Source organism: Nonomuraea sp. NPDC051941, from assembly GCF_044593615.1.
Genome location: NZ_JBIUCF010000010.1, coordinates 72342 through 86213, shown reverse-complemented (window position 1 = coordinate 86213; position 13872 = coordinate 72342). Strand labels below are relative to the sequence as shown.

Annotated in this window: 10 protein-coding genes; 5 read left to right on the top strand and 5 right to left on the bottom strand. The window is 69.1% G+C overall.

Annotated features, from left to right (window positions below):
* The first annotated feature begins 96 nt into the window (after window positions 1–96).
* Both ACIHFD_RS18745 and ACIHFD_RS18740 read left to right on the top strand, forming a co-directional pair.
* Complete coding sequence (locus ACIHFD_RS18745; RefSeq protein WP_397367985.1) at window positions 97–1689, top strand: PP2C family protein-serine/threonine phosphatase; 1593 nt, start codon at window positions 97–99, stop codon at window positions 1687–1689.
* Window positions 1686–2741, top strand: a complete 1056-nt coding sequence (locus ACIHFD_RS18740; RefSeq protein WP_397367984.1) for a B12-binding domain-containing protein — start codon at window positions 1686–1688, stop codon at window positions 2739–2741. Before ACIHFD_RS18745 ends, ACIHFD_RS18740 begins: the two co-directional genes overlap by 4 nt.
* 31 nt (window positions 2742–2772) lie before the next feature.
* Here ACIHFD_RS18740 and ACIHFD_RS18735 read toward each other — a convergent pair whose 3' ends face one another.
* The 4 genes from ACIHFD_RS18735 to ACIHFD_RS18720 are packed head-to-tail and all read right to left on the bottom strand — an operon-like array spanning window position 2773 to window position 7786.
* Window positions 2773–3675, bottom strand: coding sequence for a carbohydrate ABC transporter permease (locus ACIHFD_RS18735; RefSeq protein WP_363980026.1), 903 nt, complete (start codon window positions 3673–3675; stop codon window positions 2773–2775).
* The gene (locus ACIHFD_RS18730; protein ID WP_363980023.1) at window positions 3672–4553 is read right to left on the bottom strand and encodes a sugar ABC transporter permease; all 882 of its coding nucleotides are present in this window, start codon (window positions 4551–4553) and stop codon (window positions 3672–3674) included. The genes ACIHFD_RS18735 and ACIHFD_RS18730 overlap by 4 nt, the downstream gene beginning before the upstream one ends.
* Window positions 4553–5920: an extracellular solute-binding protein gene (locus ACIHFD_RS18725; RefSeq protein WP_397367983.1), complete on the bottom strand. Its 1368-nt coding sequence runs from the start codon at window positions 5918–5920 to the stop codon at window positions 4553–4555. The genes ACIHFD_RS18730 and ACIHFD_RS18725 overlap by 1 nt, the downstream gene beginning before the upstream one ends.
* A gap of 12 nt (window positions 5921–5932) precedes the next feature.
* Window positions 5933–7786 (bottom strand): glycoside hydrolase family 127 protein, encoded by a 1854-nt coding sequence (locus tag ACIHFD_RS18720; protein WP_397367982.1) that lies wholly within the window; start codon window positions 7784–7786, stop codon window positions 5933–5935.
* A 126-nt stretch (window positions 7787–7912) separates the two neighbouring features.
* On the opposite strand from ACIHFD_RS18720, the gene ACIHFD_RS18715 reads away from it, so the two are divergent.
* The 3 genes from ACIHFD_RS18715 to ACIHFD_RS18705 all read left to right on the top strand — a co-directional run bounded on the left by ACIHFD_RS18715 (window position 7913) and on the right by ACIHFD_RS18705 (window position 12524).
* Window positions 7913–8944: a LacI family DNA-binding transcriptional regulator gene (locus tag ACIHFD_RS18715; protein WP_397367981.1), complete on the top strand. Its 1032-nt coding sequence runs from the start codon at window positions 7913–7915 to the stop codon at window positions 8942–8944.
* A 109-nt stretch (window positions 8945–9053) separates the two neighbouring features.
* Window positions 9054–11015 carry an Ig domain-containing protein gene (locus ACIHFD_RS18710; protein ID WP_397367980.1) on the top strand — a complete coding sequence of 654 codons (1962 nt, stop codon included), beginning with the start codon at window positions 9054–9056 and terminating at the stop codon, window positions 11013–11015.
* Window positions 11016–11024: 9 nt separating this feature from the next.
* Complete coding sequence (locus ACIHFD_RS18705; protein WP_397367979.1) at window positions 11025–12524, top strand: Ig domain-containing protein; 1500 nt, start codon at window positions 11025–11027, stop codon at window positions 12522–12524.
* 58 nt (window positions 12525–12582) lie between these two features.
* Here the strand turns inward: ACIHFD_RS18705 and ACIHFD_RS18700 are convergent, their stop codons facing one another.
* A complete protein-coding gene (locus ACIHFD_RS18700) occupies window positions 12583–13833 on the bottom strand; it encodes a hypothetical protein (protein WP_350736597.1) in 1251 nt (416 codons plus the stop codon).
* Between the last annotated feature and the right edge of the window lie 39 nt (window positions 13834–13872).

Genomic DNA, 13872 nt, shown 5'->3' with positions numbered 1-13872 from the left:
CGAAGGCCACGGCCCCCAGCACGTAGAGTGACGGTTCTGGAGAGGGGTCTGGGGCGAGGCACGATCGGGATGGTGTGGGAAGACGCGCCGTACCCGATGCTGACGGTCGATAGCGCCGGCATCATCGAGCAGGCGAACGAGGCGGCCCGGCTGCTTCTCGCCGGCGCGGCCGTCGGCGTGCCGCTGGCGCGGGTGGCCCCGGCCTGGCTGTCGCAGGCCCATCGTGAGGTCTGCGCCGGGCGCCGTGTCGATCAGTGGGCCGATCAGCGGGCCGATCAGCGGGTGGGTCAGCGCGCCCGCGGGCCGGTCGGCGGGCCGGTGTTCGAGGCGCATCCGGTGCACGCCGGACGCGATCGGGTCACGTGGTGGCTGGTCGACGTCGACGATCACCAGCGGGCCGTCGAGGAGCTGCGCGCCGAGCGGGAGTGGACCGCGTTCATGGTGGAGGCGTCCGTCGAGCTGCTGTCGTCGCTGAACATGGAGCGTTGTCTGGAGGCGACCGCGCGCCTGGCCGCCCGGCGGCTCGCCGACGCCGCGCTGGTCGTCATGCCGCTGGCCCCGCGCCAGTACATGATCGTCTACTGCGATCCGCGGGGCGAGGTGTCCCGCGAGCGCGCGTCCGTCGATCCCCGTACGCTCCCGGGGCTCGCGGAGGCGCTGCAGGGCTTTCCTCCGGCGCCCATCCGGTGGGTCGAGCCGGCCGAGGCGCCCCGCTGGGTGCTTCGCGACCGGGGCGGCGAGGTGGGCGTCGAGGTGGGCTCTGTGGCGGTGACCGCGCTGCCGGGCCATGGCCTGGCCGCGGGCGCGCTGGTGCTGCTGCGCCGTACCCCTCAGGCCGGTTTCTCGGACGCCGAGACGGTGTTCGCGCCGCTGTTCACCGCGTGGGCCGGCGCGGCGATCTCGGTCGCGCGGCTGTACGCCGAGCAGGCGGCCATCGCCGAGACCCTGATGGCCGAGCTGCTGCCGCCCACGGCGCCGCCGCTCGAGGGCGTGGAGCTGGCGGCCCGCTACCGGCCCGCGGGCGACAGCGAACGCGTCGGCGGCGACTTCTACGACGTGCATCCCGTGGGCGGCTCCGGCCGGGAGTCGCTGGTGGTGCTCGGCGACGTGTCCGGCAAGGGCCTGGAGGCCGCCGTGCTCACCGGCAGGATCCGCAACATCCTGCGCGCCCTGGTGCCGCTGGCCGACGACCACCATCGGGTGCTCGAACTGCTGAACGGCGCGCTGCTCACCCACGGGGATCCGACGAGCTTCGTCACGCTCGTCCTGGCCTCGATCTCGCGCCGCGCGAACCAGGTCGTGGTGCGGCTGACCAGCGCCGGGCATCCGCCGCCGCTGATCCTGCGCAACGACGGCCGCGTGGAGCCGGTGCACGCCGCCGGCACGCTGATCGGCCTGGTGGAGCACATCACCAGCGTCACCGAACCGGTGCTGCTGGAGCCCGGCGAGACGTGCCTGCTCTACAGCGACGGCATCGTCGAGGCCAGGGGCGGACCGCTCGGCGACGAGTTCTTCGGCGAGGAGCGGCTGTGCGAGCAGCTCCGGCAGTGCGCCGGCATGCCCCCCGAAGCCCTGGCCGACCGCGTCCAGATGCTGGCCTGCCAGTGGGTCGGCGCCGGCGAGCACGACGACATGGCGGTCGTCGCCATCACCGCGCCCCGCGAGCCCTCTCACGGCGCGCCGCCATGACACACGACGCCGAGGAACGGGTCGAGACGTTGTGGGCGGCGGCGACGGCCGGTGACGAGTACGCCGCCGCCGACGCGGTGCTGGCCGCGCTCGACGCCGGGATGCCCATGGAGACCCTGCTGCTGGACGTCGTCGCCGCGGTGCAGTCGCGCGTCGGCCTGGAATGGATGGCCGACCGCATCACGGTCGCCCAGGAGCACACCGTCACGGCCGTCAACGAGCGCGTGCTCGCGACGCTGGCCCATCTGCCCACCGCACGGCGGAGTCCGGAGCCGGGCAGGGGCCGCATCACGGTGGCCTGCGTCCACGGCGAGTGGCACGCGTTCCCGGCGCGGCTGCTGGCCGAGGTGCTGCGCCTGCGCGGCTGGCACGTCGACTACCTGGGCGCGCAGGTGCCCACGCCGCACCTGGTCGCCCACCTGCACCGGACGGATCCGGACGCGGTGGCGCTGTCGGGCTCGCTCGCGCCCCGGCTGCCCGCCGCGCACGCGGCCATCACGTCGTGCCAGTCGGTGGGCACGCCGGTGCTGGCCGGCGGCGCCGCCTTCGGCCCGGACGGCCGCTATGCCCGGCTGCTCGGAGCCGACGCCTGGGCCCCCGACGCGTGTGCCGCCGCCGACCTCCTGGCCGGCGGGCCGCCGCCGTGCCGCCCGCTGTGCCGCCCGGCGGTCGGCCGGAGCGCCGAGGAGCGGCCGCACCTGGCCGGCCACGAGTACGCCGACCTCACCGGGTCCGCCGTGGACCTGGTGAGAGGTGTCGCGGAAGAGCTGACCCGGCGCGTCCCCGAGCTGGCGCCGGCCTACGCGGAGCGCAGGCTCGGACATCCCGCCGAGGACGTCGCGTCCATCATCGACCACCTGCGGGCCGCCCTGTACGTCGACGACCCCGAGCTGTTCTCCTCCTTCGCGGGCTGGATCGCGGACGTCCTCACGGCGCGCGGCATCCCGGCGCGGGTGCTGCTCCCCGTCCTGGAGGCGCTGGCCGAGCGCCTTCCCGGCTCCCCCCGCGCTCTCGTCATGCTGGAGGAGGCGCGCGACGTGGCGCGTCGGTAGCGCCGTCTGGGAGGAATGACGGGGCTTCGTCCTAGTTCTTGATGCCCGTCAGGGTGACCCCCTCGATGAAGTAGCGCTGCATGAAGAAGAACAGCGCGATGATCGGCGCGATGATGGCCGCCGAGGCCGCCATGAGGTAGCCCCACTGGGTGATGTACATGCTCTGGAACGACGCCAGCCCCAGCGACAGCGTGTAGTTCTCCTCGTTCTGCAGGTACAGCAGCGGCCCGAGGAAGTCGTTCCAGGTGCCGATGAACGTGAAGATGGTCACCACGATGATCGCGGGTTTGGACAGCGGCATGATGATCGTCCAGAACACCCGCCACGGCGAGGCCCCGTCGATGTAGGCGGCCTCGTCCAGCTCGAACGGGATCGTCAGGAAGAACTGCCGCAGCAGGAAGATGTTGAACACTCCCCCGCCCGCCCCGGCGAACCAGCTCGGGACCGTGAGCGGCGCGATGGTGTCGATCGCGTCCAGCTGCTGCCACATGACGAACGTCGGGATGAGCGTCACCGCGTACGGCAGCATCACGCCGCTCAGCAGCAGCGCGAACACCACGTTGCGCCCGCGCCAGCGCAGCCGGGAGAAGCTGAAGGCCGCCACCGCGCAGGTAAGCACGGTGCCCAGGACGCTGATGACGGCGATGACCACCGTGTTGAGGAAGTAGCGGGCGAACGGCTGGGTGGTGAGGGACTCGCTGAAGTTCGACCACTGGAACGGCGAGGGGATCCACTGGGGCGGCGAGACGAACATCTGCGCGTCCTGCATCAGCGCGCTGCGCACCAGCCAGACGAACGGCAGCAGGGTCGGGATCGACCCCGCCACCAGCGCCACGTAGAGCAGGATCCGGCCGTACCTGCGCGGTTTGCGCAGCCCCTGGGTCGGGGCCACGCCGCGCGCGGTGGTCTTGTCCGGCGTCGCCAGGGCGGTCATCGCGCGCCTGCCATCTCGTAGTAGACCCAGCGGCGGGCGTTTCTGAACATGAGGAACGTGACCACCATAATGATCATGAACAGGGTCCAGGCGAGGGCGCTGGCGTAGCCCATCTCGCTCTCGGTGAACGCCTTGCGGAACAGGTAGTAGACGTAGAAGAGCGTGGCGTGGTTGGGGCCGCCCTCGGTCATCACGTACGCCTGGTTGAACACCTGGAAAGTGCCGACCACGCCGACCACCAGGTTGTAGAAGATGGTCGGCGTCATCATCGGCAGCGTCACGTGCCAGAAGCGCCGCCACGCGCCGCCGCCGTCGATCGAGACGGCCTCGTACAGGTGCCTCGGCACGCCCTGCAGCCCCGCCAGGAAGATCACCATGGTGTTGCCGAAGCCCCACGTGCTCATGATGATCATCGAGGGCACCGCGGTCGACTCGGCGTAGATCCACTGGGAGCCCGGCAGGCCTCCCTGCCGGAGCAGGGAGTTCAGCAGGCCGAAGTCCGGGTTGAAGATCCAGATCCACAGGACGACGTTGGCGATGGCGGGGACCAGCGTCGGCAGGTAGAAGATCGTCCGCCAGACGGCCAGGCCGCGCACCTTCTGGTTGAGCAGCATGGCCACGGCGAAGCTGACGATCAGCACCAGCGGCACCGCGCCGAGCGTGTAGTACGTGGTGGTGGACAGCGACTTCCAGAACAGCTCGTCCTGGACCATGGTGGCGTAGTTGTCCAGGCCGACGAAGTTCGGGCTGGCGCCGATCGTCCAGTCGGTCAGGCTGAAGTACGCCGACGCCACCATGGGCCCGATCGTGAAGATGACGAACCCGAGGATGGCGGGCAGCGCCATCAGGATGCCCCATCGTGTTTCGAGGCGGCGCATCACAGCTCCTGGGAGTGCTGCCAGCCCTGGAGCATGCTGGAGATCTTCGGCGCGACGGCCTTGAGGATCTCGGCGGCCGGTCGCTTGCCGGTCTCGAGCTCCTGGAGGGCGGGGGTGAGGACGTCGCTGGAGATGGTGGACATGTTCTTGACGCGGTTGCCGAACGTGGGCACGCCGTGGTCGCGCGCGTAGTCCACCACGGCCGTGCGGAACTCCGGCGGGTGGAGCTCGTTCTTGGTCCAGTAGTCGATGGAGGCCTGGTCCTCGTAGTACTTCTTCTCCTGGGGCATCCACAGGCCCTTGGCGAACAGGTCGACGTAGCGGGGGTCGTTGTGGAAGGCGAACAGCTCGACCGCCTCCTGCTCGTGCTTGGACCCCGCGAACACCGCCGAGGCGCCCGCCACCTGGGAGGAGGTGAACGGCTCCTTGTACTTGGGCAGCACGCCGATGCCGTAGTCGACCTTGCTCTCGTTCATGTCGAGCAGGCTCCAGTGACCGTCCACCACCATCGCCACCCGCTTGGTCTTGAGCAGGATGTTGGTGCCGGGCACGTCGTCGCCGGTCGCGGCCAGCTGGCCCGGGCCGGGGGCGACGCGGTGCTTGTAGATGAGGTCCTGCAGGTTCTGGAACACCTGGATCGCCTCAGGGGTGTCGAGCAGGCACTTCTTGCCGGCCTCGTCGGCGAAGTCGACGCCGTTGCTGCGCAGGAACCCGTACCAGGCGGCGCCGTAGGTGATGCTGCTGGAGATGCCGAACTGCTTGATCTGCTTGGGGTCGAAGCCCGACTCGTCCGGGTGCTTGCCGTTCTGGTCGATCGTCAGCTTGTAGGCGTTCTCGACGAGCTGGTCCCACGTCCACGCGGAGGCGGCGTCGGCGGGCGGCGTCACCCCGGCGGCGGCGACGGCGGACTTGCTGTACCACAGCAGCTCGATCTCGTTCGCGGTCGCGACACCGTGCAGGTTGTCCTGGCCGCTCCACAGGTACGCGTCCGGCAGGTATCCGGCCAGCTGCGGATATTTCTTCAAATAGGGGAACAGGTTGACCAGCTTGCCCTGCTGGCCCAGCCGGTACGACATCGCCAGCGGCACGTACCCGGCGTCCGGGAGCCGGTTGCTGGCCACGAGCGTGTTGAGCTTCACGTCGTACTCGTCGGGCGTGTAGAGCGGCTTGACCGCCACCCCCGCGTGCTTCTGCTCGTACTGCTTGAGCATCCGCTCGACAGCCGCCTTCTCGAACGTCGAACCCCAGTACATGAACTGGAGCTGCACGTTCTTGCCGCCCGAGCCGGAGCCCGAGCCGCCGCAGGCCGCGGCCGCGGTGCCGAGGGCGGCGAGCCCGCCCAGCTTCAACAGGTCGCGTCTTCTCATCCGCGTCTTTCCTTACGCGAGGGGGATCCAGACCCGCATCGGGCCGCCGTCCCGGTTGTCCCACTGGAAGTAGGGGACAGCGGTCGCGGTCACGCTGGTGCTGGTCGCCAGGGTTTTCGTGGTGTACGGCAATCCGCCGCGCGGCTGGTCCACGGCGGCGGCGTCGGTTTCGATCAGTACGGTGCGACCGACGCCCGGGAGGTCGTCCACGGGCTTCAGACGCAGGGGTGCCTGCGGGCTCAGGGCGAGGTCGTCCACCTCGACGCCCTCGGGCTGGTCGGTCTGCTCGAAGCAGTAGACGAGCGGTCCGCGCTCCAGGGCCACGCTGCCCCGCAACGCGTCGATCCTGCGGTGGGGCTGGACGATCCTGGGCGTCATGTCGAGCCGGAGCTCGACCGTGTCGCCCCGGCGCCACTGACGACGGATACGGAAATATCCGTCTTCGGCGGCTTGGGCGGGACTGTCATCGATGGTGGTGTTCTCGCTCCAGGCGGGGATGCGCAGCGCGAGCTCCCATTCGCCCTCGTCCTCGATCGTGATGCGGACGAGCCCGTCCCACGGGTAGTCGGTCTCGATCCGGACCCGGCCGTTCACGGTGCCGGGGACGTACTGGTGCAGCTGGAGGCCGGCATCGGTGGTCGTGGCCAGGTAGGAGCCGAGCGAGGCCACCAGGCGCATGATGTTCGGCGGGCAGCAGGCGCACGCGAACCACTCCCTGCGCCGGCCGAGATAGGCGTCCTCGACGAGGTCGGAGCGGCGCTGCAGCGGGTTGACGTAGAAGAAGCGCACGCCGTCGGCCGACGTGGAGGCGGCGAAGGCGTTGTAGAGCGTGCGCTCGATCAGGTCGGCGTGGCGCCCTTGGCCGGTGGCCAGGAGCAGCCGCCAGTTCCAGTGGATGCTCGCGATGGCGGCGCAGCTCTCGCTGTAGGAGCGGTCGGACGGCAGCTCGTACCGCTCGCCGAACGCCTCGCCGTCGTGGCGCGAGCCGTGGCCGCCCGTGATGTACGTCTTGGTGGCGACCATGTCCTCCCAGCGGCGCAGCGAGCACTCCAGCAGGGACTCGTCGCCGGTCTCCAGGTAGACGTCGACGATGCCGGCCTCCAGGTAGAGCTGGCGCACGGCGTGCCCGACCGCGGTGTCGGCCTCGCGGACCGGCAGGTGGTCCTGGGCGTACAGCATGCCCATGCCGCTGTCCTTGATGAGGCCCTTGCCGCGGTTGTCGATCAGCTTGGACGCCAGCTCCAGGTACGTGCGCTCGCCGGTCAGCCGGTACAGCTCGACCAGCGCGGTCTCGACCTCGGCGTGGCCGTCGATGCCGTCGTTCCCGCCGGTCAGGAACTCCTCCACCAGATGGTCGGCGAAGCGCCTGGCGACCTCGACCACCCCGTCGCCGATCCCGGCGCGGGCGGCGGCCACCGCCGCCTGGAACAGGTGGCCGGCACAGTACATCTCGTGGCTGTACTCGAGCTCGGCGTAGATCTTGTCCGGCTTGACGACCTGGTAGTGCGAGTTGAGGTAGCCGTTGTCACGCTGGGCCTTCTTCAGCACTGCCGCGGCCTGGTCGGCGAACTCGGCGTACCCTGGCTCAGGGGCGCGGACGTACTCCCACGCGATCGCCTCCAACTGCTTGTAGAGGTCGGAGTCCTGGAAGCGGTAGCCCTGGAAAGGCCCTTCGCCCTCACCTCCGGCGCGGCGGAGGTTGGGCAGCACGCCCGAACGCTCCATCTGCTCCAGGCCCAGCGGGATGCTGTCCTCATGATTGATCCGCTGCCATCGCGCGAACGGGCCGCCGGTGATGACGACGTCATCGATGCCGATCGGCCGCCACAGTGCCCGACTGGACGGAACGACAGGACTCTGGTGCATCAAGCTCCTCAACCTCAACTCGGGGCCTCGCTGAGAAAACCTTGGGAATAGGTTTTCTCAAACGGAGGGTAAGGTGTGATACATCACAGGTCAAGAGCGGATGCTTGTGCGCGAAAGGGGACTCGGTTGATCAGTCCTTCGGATGGGACGGCGAAGACCATCACGATCAGGGACGTCGCGGCCGCCGCCGACGTGTCGATCGGCACCGCGTCCAAGGCGCTCAACGGCCGCGGCCGGATGCGCGACGAGACCCGCGACCGGGTGCTCGCCGCCGCCGAGCGGCTCGGCTTCCGGCCCAATCCGCTGGCCCAGGGGCTGCTGGCGGGCCGCACGTACACGGTGGGCCTGGTCACGGGCGACAGCTTCGGCCGCTTCAGCATCCCGGTGATGCTGGGCGCCGAGGACGCGCTCGGCGCGGGGCAGATCTCGGTGTTCATGTGCGACACACGCGACGACCCGATCAGGGAGCGGCACTACGTCGAGCGCCTGCTGGCCAGGCGCGTCGAGGGCATCATCGTCACGGGGCGGCGCACCGAGCCGCGCGCCGGCATCGGCCATGACCTGCCCGTCCCCGTCGTGTACGCCATGACGCAGTCGACCGACGACTCGGACGTGTCGATCATCCCGGACGACGAGGGCGGCGGGGCGCTGGCCGCCCGCCACCTCATGGCGACGGGCCGCACCCGCATCGGCCACGTCACCGGGCCGCAGCGCTTCCAGGCCGCGCGGCGGCGCGCCCAGGGCCTGACCACCGCCCTCGCCTCGGCCGGGCTGTCACCGGCGAGCGAGATCCTGTACGGGCAGTGGAGCGAGGAATGGGGGCGGCAGGGGGCCGACGTGCTGCTGCACGCCGCGCCCGACGTGGACGCCATCTTCTGCGGGAGCGACCAGATCGCCCGCGGGGTCGCCGAGACGCTGCGCGAGCGGGGGCGGCGGGTTCCCGAGGACGTGGCGCTGGTCGGGTTCGACAACTGGGAGCCGATGGCGCTGGGGTGCCGGCCACCGCTGACGACCGTGGACATGAACCTGGGGGAGATCGGCCGGATGGCGGCCCGGCACCTGCTGGACGTCATCGCGGGCAAGCCCGCCACCGGCGGCGTCACGATCGTCCCGGCCAGCCTGGTCCTGCGCGAGTCCACCCGTCGCGCCGCCCCGTAGCGGGGGGCGCTGCAAGGCGCTGCAAGGGCGGCGGATGGGGTTGACCGGTGCTGTGTAACACCTTACTGTGCGCCAGGGAAAACCTATTCCCATCCTTAAAGGAGTCCGAATGGACCGAGGATGCCGCAGCGCCCCGAAAGCCGCCAGGGGCGCCAGGCGAATCACCGTGGCGGCAGTCGTACTCGCCTCCTTACTCACCGGCGTGTCGCAGCCCGCGCACGCCGCCGCGCCGACCGCGACGGTCGTCGACATGTTCGGCAGGACCGTCAACGACTACGGCGTCAAGCTCGTCGACTGGCAGGGCTACCTGGCCAACCCGTACGTCGAGCTCACCGTCAAACCCCCGACCGGCGTCCAGTACCCCGTCACGATCGACCTCAAGGCCGAGGGCACCTCCAGGCTCATGATGGACCTGCCCAGCCAGCTCACCGCCACCGGCGCCACCAAGACGCTGACGTTCGCGAGCGCGAGTGACCAGAAGGTGTTCCGCCTCGCGATCCACTCCAAGCGGGGCCCCGGCCAGGATGAAAGTTACACGCTCAAGCTGAACATCCGGGACGGGTCCGGCACGACGACCCTGCAGCAGCTGCCGATCCGGGTGCAGCAGGACGAGAAGACCGCGCTGCAGCCCAGCCTGCCCATCAACTTCGACTACCGCTACGACAACATCACCGGCTACTTCAACGAGCCGAACTTCAGGAACGCCGCCGAGGAGGCGGTGAAGGACTGGTTCAGGTTCTTCGACATGCAGCCGTTCGACACCGTCGCGGCCGGGGCGGAGAACAACCACCTGCCGGGCAACGACTGGCAGAACACCATCAACGTCACCAACAACGCCGCCTACAACGGCATGTACGTGTTCTTCCGCGGCATCCAGACCCCGTACTCGACCGGCTACCCCGCCGCCAACGGCAAGTACAGCACCCGGAACGGCCAGCAGCTCGCGGGCCCGCTGCACCGCTCGACCGCGATGATCTTCGAGTACGACGAGGCCGGCAAGCAGCTGTTCACCTCCCTCGCCGACGAGGACTGGTACAAGACGGAGATCGCCGGCTCGGTGCTCGACGTGCACGGCCTGGTCATGCACGAGTACGGCCACGCCGTCGCCTACCACAGCGACTGGGCCGGGATGCGCTCCTACGTGGCCTCAGGGGGCAATGACCCCGATGTCGTCGCCTACGAGGGCTACCCCGTCCCCCTGGACAGCAGCTACCACATCCCCGGCGACCAGAAGTACTGGGACCGGCTCAGCGGCCAGAACGGCGGCTGGACCCACATGTTCCCCACCCGCCGGTGGATGCTGACCAAGCTGGCGCTGCTGGTCGCGGAGAACGCCGGGTGGAAGCTCAACCGCAACCTCACCCCGTTCCTGCCGCCGTCCATCGTCACCACCTCCCTCCCGTCGGCCACGCCGGGCACCGCCTACAACCAGACCCTTCAGGCCAAGGGCGGCGTGCCGTTCTACGACTGGCAGGTCACCGGCGGTTCCCTGCCCGCGGGGCTCACGCTCGACCGGTTCACCGGAGCGATCAGCGGCACCCCCACCACGGCCGGGACGTCCGGCTTCACCGTCCAGCTGCGTGACTACGACAAGCTCAGCACGCCGCAGACCAGGACCTTCCAGCTGACGGTCGGCACCGGCGGCGGCACCTCCACCAACGTGGCCGGCAGCGCGACCCCGACGGCGTCGTACACCTCCCCGTGGGAGAGCGTGGCGGCCATCAACGACGGCATCGACCCGCCCAGCTCGAACGACACCGTCAACCGCCGCTGGGGCACCTGGCCCAACACCGGCAGCCAGTGGGCCGAGCTCACCTGGCCGTCCGCCCAGACCCTCAAATCCGCCGACGTCTACTTCTTCGACGACGCCGACGGCGTGCGCCTGCCCGCCTCCTGGAAGCTCCAGTACTGGAACGGCAGCGCCTACGTCGACGTCCCCGGCACGTACCCGATCGCCATCAACGCCTACAACAAGGTCACGTTCAACCCGATCAGCACCACACGACTACGCGTGGTCCTGCAGAGCGGCCAAGCCTCGGTGGGACTGCTCGAAGTGAAGGCCTACACCTAGAAGGGTTCAATGCGGAAGATCGCCATCTTCAGCGCGCTGGCTGCCCTGGCCGGCGCGCTGTCGGTCCCCTCTCCCAGCCTCGCCGCACGCCAGCCCGCTCCCGCGCTGGACGTGTTCGACATCTTCTACCGCAAGGTCAACGACTACGGCGTCCAGCTCGTGGACTGGCAGGGCTACCTCGCCAACCCCTACATCGAGCTGACCGTACGCGCGCCGAAGGTCCCCGGCATCCAGTATCCGCTGAAGGTGGATCTGCAGGCCAAGGGCACGTCCCGGCTGATGTTCAACATGCCGAGCGAGCTGACGGCCGCCGGGGCGACCAAGTCCTTCACGCTCACCGGCCCCGCCGACCGCGAGGTCGTACGGCTGGCCATCCACTCCAAGCAGAGCGGCGGCCAGGACGAGCAGCACCAGTGGATCATGAAGACCACGGACGCGAGCGGCGCCACCGGCACCCAGACCATGCCGATCCGGGTGCAGCAGGACGAGAAGATCCCGCTCAAGCCGACGATCCCCATCGACTTCGACTACCGCTACGACGACATCACCGGCTACTTCAAGGACCCCGGCGTCCGCAAGGCCGCCGAGGCCGCGGTGCGCAACTGGTTCGCGTTCTTCGACCTGCAGCCGTTCGACACGGTCCCGGCGGGCGACGAGGTCAACCGGCTGCCGGGCGATGACTGGCAGAACGAGGTCGAGGTCTCCAACGCCAAGCCGTACAACGGCATGTACGTCTTCTTCCGCGGCATCCAGACCCCGTACTCGACCGGCTACCCCACCATCAACGGCAAGTTCCACACCCAGAACGGCAAGCCCACCCCCTACCACCGCTCGACCAGCATGATCCTCGAGTACGACGAGCAGCTGATGAAGCTGTTCACCTCGCTCAAGGACGAGGACTGGTGGAAGACCGACCTCGGCCAGGTGATCGACATCGAGGGCCTGGTCATGCACGAGTACGGTCACGCGGTCGCCTTCCACAGTGACTGGCAGGGCATGGCCGACTACGTGGCCTCCAAGGGCAAGGACGACCAGGAGGTCATCGACTACCAGGGCTACCCCGTACCGCTCGACACCAGCTACCACGTGCCCGGCGACGACCCGTACTGGGACCGGATCAGCGGGCAGAGCGGCGGCTGGCGGCACGTCTTCCCGACCCGCAGGTGGGAGCTGACCAAGCTGTCGCTGCTGATCGCGGAGAACGCCGGGTGGAAGCTGAACAGGAAGCTGACCCCGTTCCTCAAGCCCTCGATCGAGACCGCCACCGTGCCCGCCGCCACGGTCGGCGCCGCCTACCAGCACAAGCTCGCCGCCAAGGGCGGCGTCCCGTTCTACGACTGGCAGATCACCGGCGGCTCGCTGCCGGAAGGGCTCACCCTCGACAGGTTCACCGGAGCCGTCACCGGCAAGCCCGCCAAGGCCGGGTCGTACGAGTTCACCGTCCAGCTCAGGGACTACGACAAGCTGAGCACCCCCGTCACGCGTGACTACAAGCTCACCGTCGGATAGCACGAAGGAGGGCGGCGGAGACCCCGCCGCCCTCCCCCTTTGCGTCTTTCGTCTTTCGTCAGAGGCCGTAGCGGCTCTTCAGGTGCCGCCACCAGTCCCGGAACATCCACTTGTCGAACTCCGTGATCTGCGCCGCGCTGCCCGCCTTCATCAGGAAGCAGCACTGGCCCGTCGGAGTCCAGTCGTAGAAGTCGTCCAGGCCGAACGAGTGGCCCATCTCATGCAGCAGGATGTGGATGTTGTCGGCGTTGAGGTTCGACATGTAGTACTCGCTGCCGATCCGCTGCCCCCAGTCGCCCCCTGCTCCCCCGCCGAACCCGGCGGTCAGCCAGAGCGACATGTCGTAGTGGTGCGAGGCGCCGCCCGGGCAGTTGGGGTACTGACCGCTCTGGTTGAAGAACCGGCCGCAGGGCTCGGAGCACTGGGGCGCGTTCTCGCGGATGTTGTTGACGTAGATGTCCACGGAGTTGTCGCTCCACTGCAGCTGCGCCCGGTCCCGTACGGCCCAGCCCACGACCTTGACCGGCACGTTCGCGTAGGGCCAGCCGTTGTGGCCGGCCATGACGTCCATCCACTTCTTGAACTGGCGGGCCAGCGCCGCGTGGATCTGGTCACGCTGCGCCGCGGTCACGGTGGCGGTGGTGTCCCAGCGTACGCAGTAGTTGATCGAGCCGCCGTTGGCCATGATCTGGTCCCAGCCGTAGTTGCGGAACCCGTACAGGTTGGGGTACGTGCTCTCGACGTGCTGCCAGACCTCGTTGAGCGGGGTGACCAGGTTGGCGGGCGGGTTCCAGTTCGAGGTGCCGCCGCCTGAGTCGGGGGCCCACGCCTTGACCTCCAGCAGGCCGACCGAGCCCGCGCCGCTCTGCAGCTGGACGCGCAGGCGCGTGGTGCTGACCTGCGTGAAGGTCACCTTGTTGTAGGCGTTGACGGCGATCGGGTACGAGGCGGAGATGTCGACGTAGGCGCTGCCGTTCCAGTACTGGAGCTTCCAGGAGGCGGGGACGCGGACGCCGCCGCCGTCGTCGAAGAAATACACGTCGGCGCCCTTGAGATTCTGGGTCGAGCTCCAGGTGAGCTCGGCCCACTGGGTGCCGGTGTTGGGCCAGGTGCCCCAGCGGCGGTTGACGGTGTCGTTCGAGCTGGGCGGGTCGATGCCGTCGTTGATGGCCGCCACGCTCTCCCACGAGGAGGTGTAGGAGGCGGACGGGGTCGCGGTGCCGGCCACGTTCGTGTCGGCCAGGGCGTTCTGGATGGGTAAGAAGAACGTGATGATCAGGAGGAGGGGCAGGACGGCCAGTCGTTTCATTCGGGCCTCTCTGGTTGTGGTAGCGCTAACATTCGAGGG